Annotated in this window: 19 protein-coding genes; 8 read left to right on the top strand and 11 right to left on the bottom strand. The window is 70.3% G+C overall.

Annotated features, from left to right (window positions below):
• Positions 1-138: 138 nt before the first annotated feature.
• Both ppa and MFF42_RS08150 read right to left on the bottom strand, forming a co-directional pair.
• The gene (ppa, locus tag MFF42_RS08155) at positions 139-678 is read right to left on the bottom strand and encodes an inorganic diphosphatase (protein ID WP_238255294.1); all 540 of its coding nucleotides are present in this window, start codon (positions 676-678) and stop codon (positions 139-141) included.
• Between the two features lie 225 nt (positions 679-903).
• The gene (locus MFF42_RS08150) at positions 904-1,410 is read right to left on the bottom strand and encodes a GNAT family N-acetyltransferase (RefSeq protein WP_238255293.1); all 507 of its coding nucleotides are present in this window, start codon (positions 1,408-1,410) and stop codon (positions 904-906) included.
• A 242-nt stretch (positions 1,411-1,652) separates the two neighbouring features.
• Between MFF42_RS08150 and MFF42_RS08145 the strand changes: the two genes are divergently transcribed.
• A complete protein-coding gene (locus tag MFF42_RS08145) occupies positions 1,653-2,378 on the top strand; it encodes a fused DSP-PTPase phosphatase/NAD kinase-like protein (RefSeq protein WP_238255292.1) in 726 nt (241 codons plus the stop codon).
• A 109-nt stretch (positions 2,379-2,487) separates the two neighbouring features.
• Complete coding sequence (locus MFF42_RS08140) at positions 2,488-3,384, top strand: WcbI family polysaccharide biosynthesis putative acetyltransferase (protein ID WP_238255291.1); 897 nt, start codon at positions 2,488-2,490, stop codon at positions 3,382-3,384.
• A 235-nt stretch (positions 3,385-3,619) separates the two neighbouring features.
• Here the strand turns inward: MFF42_RS08140 and lpxD are convergent, their stop codons facing one another.
• The 7 genes from lpxD to frr all read right to left on the bottom strand — a co-directional run bounded on the left by lpxD (position 3,620) and on the right by frr (position 12,640).
• Positions 3,620-4,675, bottom strand: a complete 1,056-nt coding sequence (gene lpxD, locus MFF42_RS08135) for a UDP-3-O-(3-hydroxymyristoyl)glucosamine N-acyltransferase (protein WP_238255290.1) — start codon at positions 4,673-4,675, stop codon at positions 3,620-3,622.
• 165 nt (positions 4,676-4,840) lie between these two features.
• Positions 4,841-7,405: an outer membrane protein assembly factor BamA gene (gene bamA, locus MFF42_RS08130; RefSeq protein ID WP_238255289.1), complete on the bottom strand. Its 2,565-nt coding sequence runs from the start codon at positions 7,403-7,405 to the stop codon at positions 4,841-4,843.
• Between the two features lie 349 nt (positions 7,406-7,754).
• Positions 7,755-8,915 (bottom strand): RIP metalloprotease RseP, encoded by a 1,161-nt coding sequence (gene rseP, locus MFF42_RS08125; protein WP_238255288.1) that lies wholly within the window; start codon positions 8,913-8,915, stop codon positions 7,755-7,757.
• Positions 8,916-9,130: 215 nt separating this feature from the next.
• A complete protein-coding gene (gene dxr, locus MFF42_RS08120) occupies positions 9,131-10,309 on the bottom strand; it encodes a 1-deoxy-D-xylulose-5-phosphate reductoisomerase (RefSeq protein ID WP_238255287.1) in 1,179 nt (392 codons plus the stop codon).
• Positions 10,310-10,323: 14 nt separating this feature from the next.
• Positions 10,324-11,190: a phosphatidate cytidylyltransferase gene (locus MFF42_RS08115; protein WP_238255286.1), complete on the bottom strand. Its 867-nt coding sequence runs from the start codon at positions 11,188-11,190 to the stop codon at positions 10,324-10,326.
• Complete coding sequence (locus MFF42_RS08110; protein WP_238255285.1) at positions 11,190-11,969, bottom strand: isoprenyl transferase; 780 nt, start codon at positions 11,967-11,969, stop codon at positions 11,190-11,192. The genes MFF42_RS08115 and MFF42_RS08110 overlap by 1 nt, the downstream gene beginning before the upstream one ends.
• Positions 11,970-12,076: 107 nt before the next feature.
• A complete protein-coding gene (gene frr, locus MFF42_RS08105; RefSeq protein WP_238255284.1) occupies positions 12,077-12,640 on the bottom strand; it encodes a ribosome recycling factor in 564 nt (187 codons plus the stop codon).
• Positions 12,641-13,082: 442 nt separating this feature from the next.
• Here frr and MFF42_RS08100 point away from each other — a divergent pair, with 442 nt between their 5' ends.
• A complete protein-coding gene (locus MFF42_RS08100; protein WP_238255283.1) occupies positions 13,083-14,771 on the top strand; it encodes a methyl-accepting chemotaxis protein in 1,689 nt (562 codons plus the stop codon).
• Positions 14,772-14,790: 19 nt separating this feature from the next.
• Here the strand turns inward: MFF42_RS08100 and MFF42_RS08095 are convergent, their stop codons facing one another.
• Positions 14,791-16,080, bottom strand: a complete 1,290-nt coding sequence (locus tag MFF42_RS08095) for an FAD-dependent monooxygenase (protein WP_238255282.1) — start codon at positions 16,078-16,080, stop codon at positions 14,791-14,793.
• Between the two features lie 229 nt (positions 16,081-16,309).
• On the opposite strand from MFF42_RS08095, the gene MFF42_RS08090 reads away from it, so the two are divergent.
• The 3 genes from MFF42_RS08090 to MFF42_RS08080 all read left to right on the top strand — a co-directional run bounded on the left by MFF42_RS08090 (position 16,310) and on the right by MFF42_RS08080 (position 19,425).
• Positions 16,310-17,191 carry an acyl-CoA thioesterase gene (locus MFF42_RS08090; RefSeq protein WP_238255281.1) on the top strand — a complete coding sequence of 294 codons (882 nt, stop codon included), beginning with the start codon at positions 16,310-16,312 and terminating at the stop codon, positions 17,189-17,191.
• 259 nt (positions 17,192-17,450) lie between these two features.
• Positions 17,451-17,789, top strand: a complete 339-nt coding sequence (locus MFF42_RS08085; RefSeq protein WP_026105669.1) for a P-II family nitrogen regulator — start codon at positions 17,451-17,453, stop codon at positions 17,787-17,789.
• A 145-nt stretch (positions 17,790-17,934) separates the two neighbouring features.
• Positions 17,935-19,425 (top strand): ammonium transporter, encoded by a 1,491-nt coding sequence (locus tag MFF42_RS08080; protein ID WP_238255280.1) that lies wholly within the window; start codon positions 17,935-17,937, stop codon positions 19,423-19,425.
• A gap of 221 nt (positions 19,426-19,646) precedes the next feature.
• Here MFF42_RS08080 and MFF42_RS08075 read toward each other — a convergent pair whose 3' ends face one another.
• Positions 19,647-19,826 carry a hypothetical protein gene (locus MFF42_RS08075; protein WP_238255295.1) on the bottom strand — a complete coding sequence of 60 codons (180 nt, stop codon included), beginning with the start codon at positions 19,824-19,826 and terminating at the stop codon, positions 19,647-19,649.
• Here MFF42_RS08075 and MFF42_RS08070 point away from each other — a divergent pair.
• Both MFF42_RS08070 and MFF42_RS08065 read left to right on the top strand, forming a co-directional pair.
• Positions 19,768-21,024: an outer membrane beta-barrel protein gene (locus MFF42_RS08070; RefSeq protein ID WP_238255279.1), complete on the top strand. Its 1,257-nt coding sequence runs from the start codon at positions 19,768-19,770 to the stop codon at positions 21,022-21,024. The two genes, MFF42_RS08075 and MFF42_RS08070, sit on opposite strands and share 59 nt — an antisense overlap.
• 210 nt (positions 21,025-21,234) lie before the next feature.
• Positions 21,235-21,888 (top strand): DNA translocase FtsK 4TM domain-containing protein (locus tag MFF42_RS08065; RefSeq protein WP_238255278.1); only part of this gene is annotated, 654 nt, incomplete at its 3' end.

Raw genomic sequence — 21,888 nt, 5'->3', positions numbered from 1 at the left:
GGCGGTGCGGTGCCTTCTGCACTACCCCCACCCCGAACCCCTCCCGCACGGCGGGGCGAGGGGAGCCTTGCGACATCGCTCGGGCGGAACGATCACCGCGGCGAGACCGCCGCGGCTCGGCATGGCATCGAAACAGAATCAGCCGCCCTTGTGGGCCTTCTCGCGCTCGATGCCTTCGAGGATGAGCCGCTGGGCCTCCGCCTTGTCGCCCCAGCGCACGACCTTCACCCACTTGCCGGGTTCGAGGTCCTTGTAGTGCTCGAAGAAGTGCTGGATCTGGCTGACGGTGATCTCGGGCAGATCGGTGTAGTTCTCGATCCGGTTGTAGCGCTGGGTCAGCTTGCGCGAGGGCACGGCGATGATCTTCTCGTCCTCGCCGCCGTCATCCTCCATCACCAGCACGCCGACCGGGCGCACGGAGATGATCGCGCCCGGGATGATGGCGCGGGTGTTGGCCACCAGCACGTCGCAGGGGTCGCCGTCGCCGGAACGGGTATGGGGGATGAAGCCGTAATTCCCCGGATAGAACATTGGCGTGTAGAGGAACCGGTCGACGACGAGGGTGCCGGCATCCTTGTCCATCTCGTACTTGATCGGCTCGCCGCCGAGCGGAACCTCGACGATGACGTTGACGTCCTCCGGCGGGTTCTTGCCGATCGAGATGGCGTTGATGTCCATGGGCCTGAGCTCTCTGAAGGTCCGGCCGTCGGACGCATCGCTTCGTCCGGCGGGTGCATCGTGCGGGCCGGCTCACGATGCCGCACCCATCGAGCGATGTCTTAGATTGTGCCGACGGGAATTGAAATCGTTCCTCCGGCCAAGTTGCCTCCGGGCCGCCATCCCGTGGCGGAAAACGCTGTTTTGCACCGCACGATTTGGCTCGGCCCCGCGCTGGATCCCTGATCAGGCGAACAGGTAGGCGACCTTCGGCAGGCAGATGCCGGAGACGCGCTCGATCGATTCCGGTCCGGCCACGCCGCCGAGGGACTGGTAGAAGCCGCAGGCGCGGGGATTATCGGCCAGCGCCCAGACGCCGATGCGGGTGAGGCCGCGGTCGATCAGGTCGTTGCGCACGGCCCGGAACAGGCGGGTGCCGAGCCCGAGGCCCTGGAACTCCGGGGCGATGTAGAGTTCGTCGATCTCGCCGTCGGCCCGCAGGGTGCGGTCCCGCGCCCGGCCGTAGGCGGCGTAGCCCGCGACCTGCTCGCCGAAGGCGATGACGGCCATGCCCCGTCCCCCCCCGATCATGGCGCGCCACGTCTCCGGTCCGCGGCGGGCCAGGAAGCGCTCCAGGGCGACCCCCGGGATGATCCCCTGATAGGCCTCGCGCCACGCGGCATCGAACACCGCCGAGAGGCCGGCGGCGTCCGCGGCGCGGGCGCGGCGCAGGCTCACCGTGTTCGTTGTCATCGCGGGCTCCGATCGTAAGCGGGCACCGCATGATGCTGGCAAAGGGACCGGTTCGGCAACGGCCGGAAACGGCATCCGTATGGTCGAAGCGATGCCGTATCGGCAGGGCCGCGCGGCGCCGGGGCGGCGCGCGAAATCCGCGTCGCGAGGCCGCCGATCGGATTTCGCCCGAAACGGTGCGCGTTGTCGCCCGAATCGCGGGCTGTTAGAGGAACGCTCCGACAGGCCGCGCGCAGCAATCCGTGTTCAATCGCTTCCTTCCCCCCGAGACGCGCTACGCGCGGCGCATGGCTCGCATCGCGAAGTTCGAGCGGCCGATCGACGGCTCCGTCTCCCGGGCGAAAGCCTGGGCGAACATGCTGCTCGTCGATCACGGGATCTTCCGCCTCGCCTATCTCAACCGGCACCGGATCGGCACCGGGCTGGTCTGGCGCTCGGCCCAGCCGACCCCGCACCAGCTCGCATGGTTCAAGCGCCAGGGCGTGCGCACGATCGTGTCGCTGCGCGGCGGGCGCGAGCACGGCTCCTGGCCCCTGCAGCGCGAGGCCTGCGAGCGGCAGGGGCTGACGCTCGTCGAGTTCGTGCTGCGCTCCCGCGAGGCACCCTCCCGCGAGACCCTGCTCGCGGCCCGCGACTTCTTCGCCGGCCTCGACTATCCGGCGGTGATGCATTGCAAGTCCGGGGCGGACCGGGCGGGGCTCGCCGCCACCCTGTTCCTGATCCTGCACGAGGGCCGGCCGGTGCGCGAGGCCCTGCGCCAGCTCTCGCCGCGCTACGGCCATTTCCGCTTCGCCAAGACCGGGATCCTGGACGCCTTCTTCGCGACCTATCTCCGCGAGGGCGAGGCGCGCGGCCAGAGCTTCCTGGACTGGGTCGAGCACAGCTACGACCCGCAGGAGGTGACGCGGAACTTCCGCGCCGGCTTCTGGTCCGACATCGTCGTCGACCGGCTGCTGCGGCGCGAGTAGGCGCGCCGCCTTGGCCCTCAGGCTTCCCCGGCTGATCCGGGCCGTCCCGCGACCGTGGATCGCCCGGCGTGAACCCGAAGAGAGCGGCCTCCACGGTCCTCGGATCGCGGTGATCGGCAATTGCCAGGCGAAGGGCGTGGCGGAGGCTTTGCGCATCCTCCTGCCGGGCGCGCGGGTGCGGCTGATCCCGATGAGCACCCTGGGCCGGCGCGCGGGCGGCCTCGACGCCTTCGCGGCCACGCTCGGGGACTGCGACCACGTCTTCTGCCAGCCCTTCCCGGCGGGGTTCTTCCCCGAGGGCGGCTCGGAGGCTCTGCGCGCGCGGCTGCCGCGGATGCGGCTGTTTCCCGCGATCGTCTTCACCGCCTTCCACCCGGACGCGGTCTATGTCGGCGACCTCGCCTCGGTGGCGCGGGTGAGGCTGGTGCCGTCGCCGCTCGGCACCTACCATTCGGCGATCACCCTGTTCGGCTTCCTCCAGGGCCTCCCGCGGGAACGGATCGTCGGGCTGTTCCGCGAGGAGGTGTTTTCGCGGCTCGGCTATCTCGACGCCTGGGATCTCGCCGCCGCGGACCTGATCGCGTCGAGCCGGGCGATCGGCTTCGACCTCTCGGGCGAGCTGCTGCGCTGGTCGCGGGGCGGCCTGTTCATGCACAACATCAACCATCCGCGCCTCAGCGTCCTCGGCGACGTCGCCGAGCGGCTGCTGCGCGAGGCGGGGCTCGCGCCGCGCTCGGTGGCGGTCGAAGCCTACGCGCCGGACGCTCTGCTGGACGACCCGATCTGGCCGGTCTATCCGCCGGTGGCGACCCTCTACGGCGTGGCCGGCTCCACGGTCTTCAAGCGTCGGCAGCGCCGGGGTGCGGCGCCCGAGACGCTGAGCCTCGACGCCTTCGTCGCGGAGAGCCTCGCGATCTATCGCGATCAGCCGTGGGAGAGCCTGACCTGCCACCGGGTCGAGCATTGGCGCAGCCTGCCGGACGTCCGGGCGCTGTTCGAGAGCTGAGCCGTCATCCGGTCGATCACTTCGGGTCGGGTCTCACTCCGTCATTGCGAGGCGAAGCCGTGGCAATCCAGGGCGCGACTTTTCCGGAGGGGTCGCGCCCTGGATCGCTTCGGCTCCGCCTCGCGATGACGGAGAAGGCACCGAAGCGATCAGCCGGAAACCGTCCGCGCCGTCCGTCAGGGGTTTCCAAAGGGCAAGCCCTTTGGCGGGTCTCAGGGCAGAGCCCTGAACCTCATTACCCCTCTGCCTCGTCCTTCCCGCCACGCTCGGCGAGGCGCGCCAGCGTCGTCATTTCGCGGAACCACGTCCGCACGGGCTTGGCCGGCGTGCCGCCCCAGCGCGAGCCCGGCGGCACGTCGCGGTTGACGTTGGAGGAGCCGGCGATCTGCGAGCCCATGCCGATGCGCAGATGGCCGACGACGCCGACCTGGCCGCCGAGCACCACGTAATCCTCCAGCGTGGTCGAGCCGGAGATGCCGACACCGGAGACGATCACGCAGTGGCGGCCGATCACCACGTTGTGGGCGATCTGGACGAGGTTATCGATCTTGGTGCCCTCGCCGATCACCGTGTCGCGCGAGGCGCCGCGGTCGATGGTGGTATTGGCGCCGATCTCGACATCGTCCTGGATGATGACGCGGCCGACCTGCGGCACCTTGAGGTGGCCGCCCGGGCCCATGGCGAAGCCGAACCCGTCCTGGCCGATGCGGGCGCCGGGATGGACGATGACGCGGTTGCCGACCAGCGCGTGGGTCAGGGTCGCCCCGGCGCCGACGGAGCAGTCGCGGCCGACCCGCACGTTGGGGCCGATCACGGCGTTGGGGCCGAGCACCGTGCCGGAGCCGATCTCGGCACCGGGGCCGACGACGGCGCCGGGATCGATCCGCACCCCGTCCTCGAGCCGCGCCTGCGGGTGGACATGGGCGCCGGGGGAGACCCCGCTTGCGGCGAACAGCGAGCCCGGCCGCATCGCCTCCTCGTAGAGCCGGGCCAGCAGTCCGGCATAGGCGCGGTAGGGATCGCGGGTGACGAGGGCGATCGTGCCGGACGGGACGCGCGGGGCGAAGCGCGGCGAGACGAGGCAGGCCAGCGCCCGCGTTCCGGTCAGCGCCTCGCCGTAGCGGGCGTTGTCCATGTAGGCGAGCTCGGTCGGCCCCGCGGTTTCGAGGGGGGCGGCTCCGGTCACCGCCCGCGCCGGGTCGGCGCCCTCCGGGAGCGGCACGCCGCAGGCCTCGGCGGCCGCGCCGAGGGTCAGGCCGCCTCTCGGCGCGATGAAGACGGGATCTGACATGAGGTTCGCTGGTGCCGGCAGGGGAGGGGTCCGACCGCCGCTATAGCGTTCTTCGCCGGAAGGAGCACCCGCCCGGGGCGGAACGCGGGGGCAGGGCAACGCAAAAGAGCCGTGCCCGACCGTGAGACGGTCGGGCACGGCTCTCTCAAGCGAGCCTGTCGGGGATCAGAAGCGCGAGCCGCCGGAGAAGCGGAACGCCTGGGTCTGGTCCTTGCCGACCTTGCCCAGAGCCGTCTGGACACCCTCGTCCTTGGACAGCGCGTAGGCGTAGTCGAAGCGGATCGGGCCGAGCGGCGAGTTCCACAGGATCGAGGCACCGACCGAGGAACGGATCGTCGGCTTGTCGCGGACGTTCACGCACTCGGGTTCGACCTTGATCGCGTTGGCGCCGAAGTTCGTGTAGTTGCAGCCCGATCCCGGCGCGAAGCCGTTGATGAAGTTGTCGCCGTTCACGTCGAAGTTGCGGCGGCCATCGTAGCCGAACAGCGTACCGGCGTCGGCGAAGACCGCGCCCTTCAGGCCGAGATCCCGCGGCAGGCCCCAGATCGGGAACTGAACTTCGAGCGTGGCGCCGAAGTAGGTGGTGCCGCCGATGGCGTTGGAGCGGGCGTCGGCGATGCCGACGTCGCGCGGGCCGAGGCCGTTGGGAGCGAAGCCGCGGACCAGCGACGGGCCGAGGAAGAACTGGTCGGTGATGCGCAGCGGCTGGTTGTCCAGCGCCGAGATGTGACCGCCCTGGAGTCGCACGAAGCCGACCACGTCCTCCCAGATCTCCTTGTAGTAGCGGGCGTCGCCCGTCACGCGGAAGAACTTGGAGTCGCCGCCGATGCCGGCGATGTCGGGCTTCAGCTCGCCGTAGAAGCCGTTCGTGGGCCGCTGCAGGTTGTCGAGGGTCGAGTAGGCGAGCGTCACGCCCGCCAGCGAGGTCAGCACGCTGCCCTGCTGGCCCTTGAGGGCGATCGAGGCCTCGCCGTCGAAGGCGCAGTTCGGGTAGGCCGGCAGGCCGCCCACGTCACGCCCGCTCGACGGATCGATCGTGCCGGCGGGGTTGAGGGCGGTGTAGCCGGGGATCGCCACCGAGCAGTCGTTGTAGGGCCGCTTGATGGTGTTCGGGACGCGCAGCTCGGTGTTGTAGACCGAGTAGCGGAAGGTGACGCCGAATTCCTCGGTGATCGGCAGGCCGAGGCGGAGCTGGCCGCCGTAGACCGTCGTCTCGTAGCGCGAGTACCGAGTCAGGTCGGAGTACTTGTAGAAGGCGTCGAAGCCGGCGGCCAGGCGATAGCCGAGGAAGTACGGTTCGGTGAACGAGAAGTCGATGCCGCGGGCGTACTGGCCGCCCTGCACCGCGAGGCGCACGTACTGGCCGCGGCCGAGGAAGTTCGACTCGGAGACCGAGACCTCGCCGATGATGCCGTCCTGGGTGGAGTAGCCGCCCGCCACCGAGAACGAACCCGTGGGCTGATCCTCGACGTCGATGTTGACGACCACCCGGTCCGGGGACGAGCCCGGCTCGTTAGAGAAGCGCACCTTCTTGAAGAAGCCCAGGCCGTTCAGGCGGCGCTCGGCGCGGTCGACCAGCACGCGGTTGTAGGCGTCGCCCTCGGTCAGGTCGAGCTCGCGGCGGATGACGTAGTCGCGGGTGCGGGTGTTGCCGCGGATGTTGATGCGCTCGACGTAGACGCGCGGACCGTCCTCGACGACGAAGCCGAGGGCGACCTGATGCGTGGCGCGGTCGCGCTGGCCGGTGGGGCGCACCTGGGCGAAGGGATAGCCCTGGCGGTTGACCTCGTTGGTGACGCCGACGAGCGTCTTCTCGACGTCCTCGGCGTTGTAGACGTCGCCGACCTGGGCGCGGATCTGGCCGTCGAGGGCCTCGCGGTCGATGCCGGCGATGCGCGGGTCAACGGCGACGGCGCCGACGGTGTACTGCTCGCCTTCCTCGACGGTGACGGTGATGACCCAGCCGGTCTCATCGCCGGCCTCGACGTAGCGGGCATCGGCGTTGACGACGCGGAAATCGGCGTAGCCGTTCTTGAGATAGTAGCGGCGGACGATGTCGAGGTCGGACGAGATGCGGTCGGGATCGTAGACGTCGGAGGTCTTGATGAACGAGAGGAAGTTCATCTCGGAGGAGGTCATCAGACCCTTGAGGGTCGATTCCGAGTAGGCGCTGTTGCCGACGAAGTTGATGGCGCGGATGCCGGTCTTGTCGCCCTCGTCGATGGTGAAGACGACGTCGGAGCGGCCGGTGGGCAGGTCGACGAGGCGGTAGCTCACCTTGGCGGTGCCGCGGCCCGAGCGCTTGTAGACGTCGCGGATGCGCTCCACGTCGGCGGCGACCACCGCCGGGCTCAGGGCGCCGCGGTCCTTGGTCTCGACGACGCTCTCGAGCGTGCCCTTCTCGATCTTCTTGTTGCCTTCGAAGAAGACGCGGCCGACCACGTTGTTCTCACGCACGCGCACCACGGTGGTGCCGCCGCGGCCCGAGACCTGCACGTCGGAGAAGAGGCCGGTGGAGAGAAGGTTGCGCCGCGCTTCCTCGGGCGAGCCGGAGGCGGTGCCGGTGACGTAGGAGCGGATCGTGTCGGCATCGACACGGCGGTTGCCTTCGACGACGATCTGCTGCGCCTGTGCGGCCGCGCCGCCGAGGATCACGCTGGCGGCGGTGGCGACCAGAACGATGGCACGCTCCGCCGACTTTCGCCGGCGCTTTCCCGTCATCGACATCATGTAATCGCCCGTCTCTTTTTATCTCAGCACGGGTTCGCACCCGCAGGCAGCCGCCCTTAAGGCTCGCCGCCCTCTGGTCCCAGCCACGCTTGTATCGGGATTCCCCTACGAAGCAAACGCGAGGGTCGTCCGATAGACCGGGATTTTGGGGGGTCGTGGCCTTCGCGCCACTTAACGGCGGAACGCCTTTACGATCGTTCTGAGATTAGCGTGAATAGGGCGTAAATATGGTCGCGAACACGACTTTCCGGCGCCTGTCCCGATCGCGTTAGGCCGGCGTTCACCACGAACGCGAACGGCCCGGCGGGGGCGCCGGGCCGTTGATTCGGAGACGGGAGGGGCCGGGGCGTCAGGTGCCGCGCTGGCTCAGCGAGGCGCCCAGGTTGAGGATGTCGTTCCAGGCCGCGAACAGCATCAGCATCAGCACGAAGGCGAGGCCGATGCGGAAGCCGATCTCCTGCGCCCGCTCGCTCAGGGGGCGGCCGCGCACCGCCTCGAAGGCGTAGAACATCAGGTGCCCGCCATCGAGGAGCGGGATCGGGAACAGGTTGAGGAGCCCGATCGAGACCGACAGCAGCGCGACCAGACCGATCAACCCGCCGACGCCGCCCACGCGCGCGACCTCGCCCGAGACCCGGGCGATGCCGATCGGGCCGGAGAGCTGGTCGGCAGATTCGCGGCCGGTGACGAGCTTGCCGATGTAGTCGAAGGTGCGCTCCACCACGAAGGCCGTCTCGTGGACGCCGAGCTGCAGGGATTCGAGCGGGCCGTAATGCACCAGCTTGGCCGCGCTGGCGTTCGGGCCGTTGATGCCGAGCCGGCCGAAGCGGTGACGGCCGAAGGGCGTGCGCTCCTCGATCATGTCGGGCACGGCGGTCAGGGTCTGGACCTGGCCGCCGCGATCCACGGTCACCGTCAGCGAGGAGCCGGCGGCGGACGAGACGACGCGCTGCATCTGGTTGAAGGTCTTGACCGGCGCGCCGTCGATGGTGCGGATCACGTCGCCGGGCTGGAAGCCCGCCCGCGCGGCGGCGCTGTTCGGCTGCACCGCCTCGACGCGGGCCGGGGTCTCGTAGCGGCCGCTGAAATAGATCGCGCCCGCGAACACCGCGATGGCGAGGATGAAGTTGGCGACGGGGCCGGCGGCGACGATGGCCGCGCGCTTGGCCACCGGCTGGGTCGGGAAGCTGATCGCCCGCTCGTGCGGACTCATGCGGGCGACCGCCTCCGGATCGGGCACGCTGGCGCCGTTGGCGTCGCCGACGAACTTCACGTAGCCGCCCAGCGGGATCGCCGAGAGCTTCCAGCGGGTGCCCCGCCGATCGGTGAAGCCGACGACCTCCGGGCCGAAGCCGATGGAGAAGGCGGTCACGCCGACCCCGCACCAGCGCCCGACCAGGAAGTGGCCCATCTCGTGGACGAACACGACGATCGTCAGCACGATCAGGAACGGGATCACCGCGCCGAAGAAGCCGGCCGCGTTGCCGCCCATGCCGCTCAAGAATTCCATGGCCATCATCCTTCAGGCCGCGTTACGCGTCGAAGATCCGTGCACGTCGTGCGCGAACCCGGTCTTGACCGCCCGCCCTGACAGAGCGGCCTCACGGCAGGCAAGTCGCGGATCGTCGCACGCCTCAGGTCCGAGTGCGAGGTCTAATCGCACCGGCGTCCGGTGAGGCCGGATCACCCGTCCCCGATAAGAGTTCGCCAAGGTTAATGCCGCTTTCAGCCCGCGGCGCGGGTCGCGGGCACCGCTTCGAGGCTCCAGGCGCGCACCTGCGCGTCGATGGCGAGCGCCTCCTCGACATCCTCCGGCGCCCGGCGATGCTCGGCGGCGAAGTGCTCGACCGCCCGTTCCACGAGTTCGGCGATGCCGTAGAACGGGATCGCGCCGCGGATGAAGGCGGCGACCGCGATCTCGTTGGCGGCGTTCATGACGGTCGGCGCGGCGCCGCCCTCGGCGAGCGCGGCCCGTGCCACGCGCAGGCAGGGGAAGCGCGCCTCGTCCGCCGGCTCGAAGGTGAGGCTGCCGGTGGCGGCGAGGTCGAGGGGGCGGCCGCGGGCGATCTCGAGGCGGTCGCCGAGCCCGAGGCAATGGGCGATCGGCACGCGCATGTCGGGCATGGCGAGCCCGGCGGTGACCGCGCCGTCGCGCCACGCGATCAGCCCGTGCACGATCGATTGCGGGTGGACGATGACGTCGAGCCGCGCTGCCTCGATGGCGAAGAGGTGGTGGGCCTCGATCAGTTCCAGCCCCTTGTTCATCAGCGAGGCGGAATCGATGTTGATCTTCAGGCCCATCGACCAGGTCGGGTGGGCGGCGGCCTCGGTCGGGCTGGCGGCGGCGATGCGCTCGCGGGTCCAGGTGCGGAACGGGCCGCCCGAGGCGGTGAGCGTCATCTTGGCGATGTCGGCGACGCGGCCGTCGCCCATGGCCTGGGCCAGCGCGTTGTGCTCGGAATCCACCGGCAGGATGCGGGCGCCGTAGCGCTCGGCGTCGCGCATGAAGGCGTCGCCGGCGCAGACGAGGCTCTCCTTGTTGGCGAGCGCGATGGTGCGCCCGAGCCGGAGCGCGGCATGGGTGGGCTTGAGGCCCGCCGCGCCGCTCACCGCGGCGACGACGATGTCGGCGTCGCGGGCGACCGCCTCCAGCACCGCGCCCTCGCCGGCCCCGTTCGGGATGCCGGAGCCCGACAGGGCCTCGGCCAGGGCCGGGCCGGCGCTCGCGTCGGCGAGCGCGGCGAAATCCGGCTTCAGGTCCCGGGCGAGCTTGGCCAAAGCCGCGGCGTCCTTGCCGCCGACCAGCGCCCCGACGCGGAAGCGGCCGGCGTGCTGGGACAGGAGGTCCGTGGTCGAGCGGCCGATCGAGCCGGTGGCGCCGAGGACGGTGACGGTGAGGCTCACGGGATCAGTTCCGTTCAGGCAGTCAGGAGCCGCTGGGCGGCGAGGCACAGGCCGGCGAGGAGCGCGACGGCGAAGAAGCCGTCGAGCCGGTCCATGACGCCGCCATGGCCGGGGATCGAGCGGCCGGAATCCTTGACGCCGTAGCGCCGCTTGAGCGCGGACTCAACGAGGTCGCCGCCCATCGACAGGACCGAGGCGAGCCCGCTCAGCGCCGCGACCAGGGCGGGGGTGAGGCCGGGCAGGGCGTCCCAGCCCTGCCCGCGGGCGACGAGCAGGGTCGCGGTTCCGCCGACGACGCCCGCGGCGAGGCCGCCGAGCGCGCCGGACCACGTCTTCTTCGGGCTGACCCGCGGCATCAGCTTCGGCCCGCCGATCAGGCGGCCGGTGAAGTAGGCGACGCTGTCGGTGGACCAGACCACCGCGAACATCCAGGCCGGCCCGACGACGCCGATCGCCGGATCGATCCGCAGCAGCGTCGGCACCAGGGCGACCACCGCGCCGCCGACGAGGCCCCAGATCGGCTTGCGCCGGCCCGGCCCGTGGCCGAGGGCGAACAGGCCGAGGCTCCCGGCGAGCAGGATGAGGAGCGGCACCCAGAGGGGGGCGCCGAGGAGCACGGCCGCGAGCACGCCGGACAGCGTCGCGCCGGTCAGGCCGAGCAGCGGCAGGAGCGGCTCGGAGCGGGTCATGGCGAGCCACTCGGCGGCGCCGACGACGCCGGCGATGAGCCAGACCGCGGCGAAGGCCCAGCCGCCGATCATCAGGCTGCCGAGCACCGCCGCGCCGAGCACCAGGGCCGAAGCCACCCGCAGGCCGAACTCGCGGTTGGCGAAGGGCGCCCGCCGGGCCGGCGCGGGGGGGGCCGCCTCGTCCCGCGCCATCACCCGGCCCCGGCGCTGAGGCCGCCGAAGCGGCGGTCGCGGCGGTGATACTCGCTGACGGCGGCGAGAAAGGCGTCGTGGTCGAAATCCGGCCAGAAGCCCGGCTCGATCACGTACTCGGTATAGGCCGTCTGCCAGGTCAGGAAGTTCGAGAGCCGCTGCTCGCCGGAGGTGCGGATGACGAGGTCCGGGTCCGGGATGCCGGCGGTGTCGAGGGCGTCCGTGACGGTCGACAGCTCGATCTCGTCGGGCCGCAGCCGCCCTTCCGCGACGGCCGACGCGATGCGCCGCACCGCGCGCAGAATCTCCTGGCGGCCGCCGTAGTTGAAGGCGACGACGAGCGTCAGGCCGGTATTGGCGCGGGTGCGGGTCTCCGCCTCGTCGAGCAGCCCGGCGATGTCGGGGGAGAGATCCGCCCGGTCGCCGATCACCCGGACGCGGACGTTGTTGGCGTGGAGGTCGGCGAGGTCGCCGCGCACGAACAGCTTGAGCAGGCCCATCAGCTCGGAAATCTCCGAGGGCGGCCGGCGCCAGTTCTCGGAGGAGAAGCTGTAGACCGTGAGGTAGCCGATGCCGAGGGTGATGGCGGAGCGCACCGCCCGGCGCACGGCCTCGACGCCGCGGCGATGGCCCTCGAAGCGGGGCAGGCCCCGGCTCGCGGCCCAGCGGCCGTTGCCGTCCATGATGATGGCGACGTGCCGCGGCGCGGGCCGCGCCGCGCCCTCGGGGGCGGCGCCCGCCGCCTCCCCGATCTGCCGCGCGCCTTCCGAGCGAACCACCGCAGCCTCCCCCTCCTGGCGCACCCTCGACGGCCTCCCTGGCTGCCCCTTGCCGCTGCGGCCCGGCACGGCCCGCCATCCTTCCCTTACGATGCAGGCCGGAGGCGTCAGACCTGCATGATCTCCTTTTCCTTCGAGGCCAGCACGCCGTCGATCTCGCCGATCGCGTCGTCGGTGGCCTTCTGCACGTCGCCGGCCTGACGCTTCTCGTCGTCCTGGCTGATGGCGCCGTCCTTCTCCAGCTTCTTGAGGATGTCGAGGCCGTCGCGGCGCACGTGGCGCACGGCGACGCGGGCCTCCTCCGCATATTTGTGCGCGACCTTGACCATCTCCTTGCGGCGCTGCTCGTTCATCTCGGGGATGCGCAGGCGGATGGTCTGGCCTTCCGTCATCGGGTTGAGGCCGAGATCGGATTCGCGGATTGCCTTCTCGACATTGGTGACCATCGAGCGATCCCAGACCGAGATCGAGAGCAGGCGCGGCTCCGGGACGCTCACGGTGGCGACCTGGGCCATCGGCATCGACGCGCCGTAGGCCTCGACCTGGATCGGATCGAGCAGGCTCGGCGTCGCGCGGCCGGTGCGCAGCGATCCCAGATCCTTGCTCAGAGAACTGACGGCGCCCTGCATGCGGCGCTTGATGTCGCCGAGGTCGAATTCCGGTGTGGCCATAGGTTCAAAGTCCCGATGCGTTCGGGTGGCAGATCGGCGCGCTCGGGAGACGCCCGGCACGCGGTGCCGCTACATGAACGAAAAACCGGGTGGCCGCAAATGCAGTCGAGCCGGCTCCGCGGCGGGTGCCGATGGCATCCCCGCGGCACGGCCGCGCTTCGCGCCGCCCTCGAAGCGGCCCTCGCGGATGCCGGAGGCCGGCTTGCCCGGAACGACCGGATCCGACCTCGTCCCGAGCGGCGCACGGTCTCGGTCGGACGATGAGCCAACGATGCGAGCGGCAGGGGGAGAGGAGGATGCGCCTCGGGGGTATTGGATGACTGAACGCAGGTGGAGTTTTAATCCCCCGCCGTCGTCGGTGACTATGGATTAGCAATTTCAGGGTAAAGATTTCCACCGGCCGACAAACATATGTAATTCGCGTCGTGCCGGGAGCTATGCCGTGGCTGTCAGGAACCTCTCCATTCGTTCGAGGCTGATCGGAAGCTTCACGATCCTCACGATCGTGGTGCTCGGATTGGGAGCGCTGAGCCTCGGCGGTCTGTCTCTCATCAACGGCCATCTTCAGACCATCGAGCGGAATTGGCTCCCGAGCGTCCGCACCGCGGGTGAGATCGATGCGCTGACCGGCCGCTACAACACCAGCCTCCTCCGGCACGTCCTGACGGTCGACGCGAAGAGCCTCGCCGGGGTCGAGAACGATGTCGTTCAGCGCGGCAAGAAGCTCGATGCCACCGCCACGGCCTACGAGCCGCTCATCTCCTCGCCGGAGGAGCGCAAGCTCTACGAGACCTTCCGGCAGGAATGGCGCGCCTTCGTCGGCGTTTCCGAACGGATCGTCGGCCTGTCGCGGCAGGGCGAGAAGGCGCAGGCCCTCGCCCTGTACGAGGCCGAGGCCGTGCCCCCGCGGCGGCGCGCGTCGCTGGCGCTCGAATCCCTGATCAAGTTCAACAACGACGGCGCGGCGGCGGCCGAAATCGCGGCCACCGATGCCTACGCTTCGACCAAGATCCACGTCCTGGGCGCGATCGCGGCCGCCATCCTGCTCTCGGTCGGGCTGGCCCTCGTCATCGTCCGCGGGATCTCGCGCGGCATCAATTCCGTGGTGCAGCCGATGCAGGCCCTCGCGGGCGGCGACCTCGGCGTCAGCATCGCGCACCAGGGCGAGGCCACCGAGATCGGCCGCATCGCCGACGCGGTCCAGGTCTTCAAGAACAGCCTGATCCGCGCGCGGGCCCTGGAGGAGGAGAGCGAACGGGCGCGCGCCTCGGCCGAGGAGCAGCGCAAGGCCGGCATGCGGCAGATGGCCGAGAGCTTCGAGCAGGCGGTCGGCGGCATCGTCGGCATGGTCTCCGCCTCGGCCACCGAGTTGCAGGCGACCGCGGAAAGCATGACGACCACGGCGTTCCAGACCGCCAACCAGTCGAGCGCGGTCGCGGCCGCGGCCGAGGAGGCGGCGGTCAACGTCAACACCGTGGCGGCCGCGTCCGAGGAACTCGGCACCTCCGTGCTGGAGATCGGCCGGCAGGTCTCCGGCTCGGCGGATCTGGCGCAGCGGGCCGTGAACGAGGCGGACCGGACGGTCTCGCTCGTGCAGGAACTCAGCGGCGCCGTCTCGGAGATCGGCGACGTGGTGAGCCTGATCTCGAACATCGCCAGCCAGACGAACCTTCTCGCGCTAAACGCCACCATCGAAGCGGCGCGCGCCGGCGAGGCGGGCCGGGGCTTCGCGGTCGTCGCCTCGGAAGTGAAGGAATTGGCGAGCCAGACGGCGCGGGCGACCGAGGAGATCTCGGGGCAGATCGGCCAGATTCAGGGCGCGACGCGCCAGGCGGTCGGGGCGATCGGTTCGGTCACGGAGCGGGTGCGCGAGATCAACGCCGTGGCCACCGCCATCGCGGCGGCGGTCGAGCAGCAGGGCGCCGCCACCCAGGAGATCGTGTCCAGCGTCGGTCAGGCCTCGATCGGCACGACCGAGGTGACGAGCAACATGGTCGGCCTCGCGCGCGCCTCCGAGAACACCGGTGCGGCCGCCTCCCAGGTGCTGTCCTCGGCCTCCGAGCTGTCGCGCCAGTCCGAGCATCTCTCGGCCGAGGTCACGCGGTTCCTGGCCTCCGTCCGCGCCGCCTGACGACCCGCGCCTCCCAGCCTCACAGAGCCTCGCCCCGCAGCAGGCGCGGGGTCTCGCCGCGCGAGGCGGAGGCTTGGCCGATGAAGAAGCGCTTCAGCCCCGGCATCCGGTCGACGAGGCCGAGGCCGAGGTCGCGGGTGAGGCGCAGGGTCAGGCCGTCGTTGGAGAACAGGCGGTTGAGCCCGTCGGTCGCCGCCGCCATCGCCACGCTGTCGAAGCGCCGGGCCTGCTCGTAGTCGCGCAGCACCGCGTCGGCGCCGGGATCGAGCCCGAGCCGCAGGGCGCCGGTCACCGCCTCGGCCAGCGCCGCCGCCCCGGCCAGCCCCAGATTGAGTCCCTGGCCCGCCAGCGGGTGGATGACGTGGGCGGCGTCGCCGAGGAGCGCGAGGCGCGGCGCCCGGAAGCTGCGGGCGATGCCGAGATGCAGCGGATGGGCGCTGGGGCCGTGCTCCAGGGCGATGCGGCCGAGTTCGGGTCCGAACCGGCGCTCGATCTCGGCCAGCGTCTCGACGGCATCCCCGCCGAGCAGGGCCGGCACGTCGGCGCTGCGCTCGGTCCAGACGATCGAGGAGCGGTGGCCGAGTTCGCCCCCCGCCCTGAGCGGCAGGATCGCGAAGGGGCCGCTCGGCAGGAAGTGTTCGAAGGCGCGGCCCTCGTGGTCGCGGGCATGCTGGATCGTCGCGACGATGCCCGATTGCGGGTAGGACCAGCCGACCCAGCCGATGCCGGCGGCCTCGCGCAGGGCGGAGCGCCCCCCGTCCGCGGCGACCACCAGCACGACCTCTTCCTCGCTGCCGTCGCTCAGGGTCACGTGCGTCGCGCGCGGATTGGGGCTGGCCGAGCGGACCCCCGCGGTGACGAGGCGGACGCCCGTCTCCCGCGCGGCGTCGAGCAGCACCCGCACCATCGGCTCGGCCTCGACCATGTGGGCGAAGGGCTCGCCGCCCGCGCCGGCGTCCCGGCGCGCCTCGGTCCCGTCGCCGAAGGTGAGGAAGACCGGCCGCACCGGATCGCCGACGCGGCTGTCGCTGATGACCAGCCGGCGCATCGGCTCCGCCGCCGGCTCGATCCGGGACCACAGTTCGAGCCGCTCGAACATCCGCCGCGGCCCGGCCGCGACGGCGTAGGCGCGCCCGCGGTGACGCGCGGCGCCCGCCTCCAGGCCGGGATCGCAGACCGCGACGTCGAGGGCCGGACCGTGCGTCCGCTTCAGGGCGACCGCCAGGGTGAGGCTGGCGATGCCCGCCCCGGCGACGAGCAGGCGGCGGGCTCCAGGACGATTTGCGGGACGGCGATCCGTGGTGCTCATCGGCCTTCTCTTCCTCGGCTCCGGCGCCGCCCGCGATCGGGCGGCCCGGGATCGTCTCGAGCGTTTCACATAGTCCGCGCGCCGCGCGCAGGCACCCCGGCCGGGCGGGCGGAGCGCGGGGACCCGCGTGGCATCCCCGGGCCGAGCCGCTATGTGCGTCGAACGCGCCCCGCGCCGGGGCCGTTCGTCACCCGTCATCACCCTTCGCCCCAGAGCCGCAGAAGCCGCCATGTCCGAATCCCGCAGGCCCGATCCCGTCGACGCCCTCCTGGCGATCCTCGACCTGGAGCGGCTGGAGACCGACCTGTTCCGCGGCGTCAGCCCCCGGATCGGCTGGCCGCGGGTGTTCGGGGGGCAGGTGGTGGCCCAGGCGCTGGTCGCGGCCTCCCGCACGGTCGAGGCGTCCCGCCCGCCCCACTCGCTGCACGCCTACTTCCTCCTCGGCGGCGACCCCGCGGTACCGATCGTCTACGAGGTCGAGCGCATCCGCGACGGCGGCAGCTTCACCACCCGCCGGGTCAAGGCGATCCAGAAGGGCCGGGCGATCTTCGCCATGTCGGTGTCGTTCCACGTCGCGGAGGCGGGCGTCGAGCACGCCGCGGAACGCCCCGACGTGCCGGGCCCCACCGATCTGGCGGATGCGCGGACGCTCGTCCGGGAGAGCGGCAGCATCGTGCCCGAGCCGATGCTCGCCTACTTCACGCAGGCCTGGCCGATCGAGTTGCGGCCGGTCGAGACCGAGCGCTATCGCGACCGCGCGCCGAGGCCCGCCCGCTACCATGTCTGGATGCGCGCGACGAAGCCTCTGCCCGACGATCCGGCCCTGCACCGGGCGGTGCTCGCCTACGCCTCGGACATGACGCTCCTCGACGCGACGCTGATCCCCCACGGACGGACCGTGTTCGACCCGGAGATCCAGTCGGCGAGCCTCGACCACGCTCTCTGGTTCCACCGCCCGTTCCGGGCCGATTCCTGGCTGCTCTATTCGCAGGACAGCCCGAGCGCCTCGGGGGGCCTCGGCTTTGCCCGCGGCACGTTCCACGACGAGGCCGGGCACCTCATCGCCTCCGTCGCCCAGGAGGGTCTGATCCGCCAGCGCCGCCCCGGATAGAGGCCGAAAACCGCGTGTTTTGCCGACCGCGTAGACATATTGCCTATCAGATGTGCAGTCTTTGCGGCGGGGCTGCCCGACGCGGCGCCAGCGCTCGCTCACGTTCTGGGCAGAAGAACGAAACCGAAAATGGTTCCGCTTGGCACGGTCCTTGAATGAAGGCGCGCGGTCGCAGGGTCATTCCGATCCCTGCAGAACCGCTGGGTCTCGGCCGGTGCGCGGCCGGCGGTGAAACGGCAGAACAAAGGGGGCGCCGCCCATGAAAATCGTGATGGCGATCATCAAGCCGTTCAAGTTGGAGGAGGTCCGCGACGCCCTGACCGGGATCGGCGTCCACGGCCTGACCGTGACGGAGGTCAAGGGCTATGGCCGGCAGAAGGGCCATACCGAGATCTACCGCGGCGCCGAGTACGCCGTGAGCTTCCTCCCCAAGCTGAAGATCGAGGTGGCGGTCGCGGCCGACCTCGTCACCAACGTGATCGACACGATCGCGGGGGCCGCCCGCACCGGCCAGATCGGTGACGGCAAGATCTTCGTGATGCCGCTGGAAAAGGCGGTCCGCATCCGCACCGGCGAGACCGACGCCGACGCACTCTGAGAATTCCCGTCCGCACCGCCCCGTCCGCGGCCTCTGTCCGCCGGTGGCGCCGGAACCGTCAGCCGCCTTCGGCGAGGCCCGCGGCCGCGCCGCTCAACCCTTTCTCCAAAACGCTCGACGCACTGCGATCAGGAGCTTCCTGTCCATGAAACTTCGTAACCTTCTCGCGCTCGGCCTTGGAGGGGCCGCGCTCGGTCTCCTCCTCGTCGAGCCGTCGCTGGCGCAGGCGCCGACGGTCGAGGCCGCTCCCGCCGCGCCCGTTCCGAACAAGGGCGACACGGCCTGGATGCTCCTCTCGGCGGTCCTCGTGCTGCTGATGACGGTGCCGGGCCTCGCGCTGTTCTACGGCGGCCTCGTGCGCACCAAGAACATGCTCTCGGTGCTGACCCAGGTCTTCGCCATCGCCTGCATCGTCTGCCTGCTGTGGGTGTTCTACGGCTACAGCCTCGCCTTCACCAACGGCGGCGGCCTCAACGACTTCGTCGGCGGCTTCTCCAAGGCCTTCCTCCGGGGCGTCGACGCCAACTCGGTGGCGGCCACCTTCTCGAACGGCGTCGTGATCCCCGAATACGTCTACATCTGCTTCCAGATGACGTTCGCGATGATCACCCCCGGCCTCATCGTCGGCGCGTTCGCCGAGCGCATGAAGTTCTCGGCGCTGGTCGTGTTCACGATCCTCTGGGTCACGCTGATCTACTTCCCGATGGCCCACATGGTCTGGTATTGGGGCGGCCCCGACGTCTTCGCCGACGCGGCCCGCAAGCTCGCCGCCGCCGGTGGCGAGGCCAACGCCGCGGCCAAGGCCGAGTACGACGCGGTGCTGGGCGATGCCGGCATGCTCTTCAAGTGGGGCGCCCTCGACTTCGCCGGCGGCACCGTCGTGCACATCAACGCGGGCATCGCCGGCCTCGTCGGCTGCCTGATGCTCGGCAAGCGCATCGGCTACGGCCGCGACCTGCTCGCCCCGCACTCGCTGACCATGACCACGATCGGCGCCTCGCTCCTGTGGGTGGGCTGGTTCGGCTTCAACGCCGGCTCGAACCTCGAGGCCAACGGCACCACCGGTGTCGCGATGATCAACACCTTCGTCGCCACTGCCGCCGCCGCCGTCTCCTGGCTGTTCGTGGAATGGGCCGCCAAGGGCAAGCCCTCGCTGCTGGGCATGCTCTCGGGCGCCATCGCCGGCCTCGTCGCCGTCACCCCGGCCGCGGGCTTCGCCGGCCCGATGGGCTCAATCGTCCTCGGTCTCGTCGCGGGCGGCATCTGCTTCGTGATGTGCTCGACGGTGAAGAACGCGCTCGGCTACGACGACTCCCTCGACGTGTTCGGCGTGCACTGCATCGGCGGCATCCTTGGCGCCCTCGCCACGGGCATCCTGGTCTCGCCCGATCTCGGCGGCGCCGGCATCCCGGACTACACCACCAAGCCGGGCGAGCTCACCGTCGGCGCCTACGACATGGCCGCCCAGGTCATCGTCCAGCTGAAGGCGGTCGGCTTCACCATCCTGTGGTCGGGCATCGGCTCGGCGATCCTCTACAAGCTCGTAGATCTGACGATCGGCCTGCGCGTGACGCAGGAAGAGGAGCGCGAGGGCCTCGACATCGCCGATCACGGCGAGCGCGCCTACAACTACTGAGCGGCGGCCCGCCGTCCCGGCGGGCACCCGGCATCAAGGGCCTCGGCGCATCGCGCCGGGGCCTTTTTCGTGGGCTGATCAGGTGAGTCGCACCGGGTGGGGCTCGTCGGCGCGCCGGGCTTGAGCGCCCAATGTGTAAATCGATCGTAAAGGAAGCGACCGCTTTTGGCGGCAAAGTTAACGTTTCGAGCCGCCGAAAATGTTGCCTCTGCGCAACGTTTTCAGCCAACAGCTTGATGCGGCGCGAAACTGACTAAAAATTGGGCACTTGCGCAAAACTTCATTTTGCGACGCGGCGGCGAGTTCGGCACCTTGGCCGTATCGAATTTGGGGCTGACCGCAATGACAATCAAAACAAAGCTTCTGGCCGCATGCGCGGCGCTTTCCACGCTGAGCGCCACCGCGCTTCCAGTACTGGCCGCGGACATGCCCGCCGCTGCGAAGGCGCCCGTCATCGTCGAAGAGCATTGCAAGGCGGCGATCTCGACCCCGACCTTCGGCGGCCTCATTAAGGCGAACCCGAATCCGGCCTGCTTCGTGACGGGGCTCGGTGACATCTATGTCGGCGGCGCGATCACCGGCTTCGCCTACACGCAGACCAACGCCTTCGGCATCCTCTCCCCGGGCGCCGAGCAGGATCGCTACGGCCGCGTCGACTTCACGAACCTCCAGGGCTGGATCCAGAAGGCGGACGGCCCGCTGCAGTTCTACGTGCATGCCGGCCTCTACTCGATCCCGGCGCTCGGCCTGCCGCTCTACTCCTCGTTCGAGCAGACCGAGTCGCTGTTCGGACCGGTCCCAGTGGCCTTCGGCAAGTGGCAGATCAACGACGAGTGGTCGATCCAGGCCGGCCGGATGTTCACCAACATCGGCTCCGAGTTGCTGTTCTCCTACCAGAACCTGAACATCTCCCGCGGTCTGGTGTTCAACCAGGAGAACTTCATCAACCAGGGCGTTCAGGTGAACTACGCGAGCGGTCCGTTCGCGGCGTCGGTCTCGGTCAACGACGGCTTCTATTCCGGCGAGCTGAACTGGGTGACGGGCTTCGCGACCTACAAGCTCGACGACTCGAACACGATCGGCATCAACGGCGGCACGCATTTCAGCGACTTCGATTCCTCGACCCGCAGCCCGCGCTTCCAGTTCGCGACGATCAACTCGCTGCAGAACAGCAGCATCATCAGCGTGAACTACACCTACGCCAACGGCCCGTGGATCATCACGCCCTATTTCCAGTACACCACCGTCGATCGCAAGGATAACTACTTCTCCCCGATCATCGGCGGCGAGACCTGGGGCGGCGCTCTGCTCGCCGGCTACGCCTTCAACGAGAACTTCGGACTGGCCGGCCGCGTCGAGTACATCGCGCAGTCGGGCACCCGCTTCGACACCCTGAGCGCGACCAGCCTCCTCTACGGCCCGGGCAGCTCGGCCTTCTCGTTCACGATCACGCCGACCTTCACCTGGGACCGCTACTTCGTCCGCGGCGAGTTCGCGACGGTGCAGGCCTACGACGTCACCCCCGGCTTCGGCTTCGGCCGCGACGGCACCAAGCGCTCGCAGGAGCGCTACCTGGTCGAGACCGGTTTCACCTTCTGAGGACCGCGCCGGTCCGCCGGCGGGGCACGGACGTGATTGGGGAAGCCTCGGAGGGATCCGGGGCTTCCTGCTTTTATGAGCGGGCCTCGCGATCCCCGGAAGAACGCAACCGGCGACGGGTCGGACGGCCGCATTGTCGGACAGACTTAGCCCGCCGTTAACCGCCCCGCGTTAGCCTTACCGGACCGTTGACACCGGACCGGTCTGCGCATGCGTTCCCTTCGCCGTTCCGCGTCGCCCTACGACACCTTCGTCGACAGCCTGAGGCCCTTCCTGGCCAAGCGGCTGACGGAGTGCGGCGGCCTGATCCTCTTCACCGGCGCGGTCGCCCTGACCGTCGCCCTGGCGACGTGGTCGATCGACGACCCGAGCCTCAACCACGCCACCGACCAGCGGGCGCACAACGTGCTCGGGCGCCCCGGTGCCGTCGTGGCCGACCTCGCCATGCAGCTCCTCGGGATCGGCTCGATCATGCTCGCGCTGCCCCCCGTCCTGTGGGGCATGCGGCTGATGCGCGAGCGCGACCTGCCGCATGGCGGCGTGCGCCTCGCCCTGTGGATCGTCGGCGTGCTCTGCGCGAGCGCGGTCGCGAGCGCGCTGCCGCCCACCGCCCGCTGGCCGCTGCCCACCGGCATGGGCGGCGTGGCGGGCGACGCGCTGCTCGCCGGCACGCGGATGCTGGTCGGGCCGCTGGCGAGCTTTGCCGGCTTCCTGTTTGCGGCGATCGCCATCCTCAGCCTCACCGCCGCCTGCCGCGTGACCAAGCCGGATTTCGAGGAGGACGAGGAGCTGCCCTACGGCGCGCCGCGTCCCGCGCCCCGCGCCGGCCGCGCCGCCTCCCACGAGGAGCGCCACGATGCCGAC

This window comes from Methylorubrum podarium, assembly GCF_022179745.1.
GTDB classification, from domain to species: domain Bacteria; phylum Pseudomonadota; class Alphaproteobacteria; order Rhizobiales; family Beijerinckiaceae; genus Methylobacterium; species Methylobacterium podarium.
Note: the sequence above shows the minus strand (reverse complement) of the source record. Positions and strands in the feature narration are given on the sequence as shown.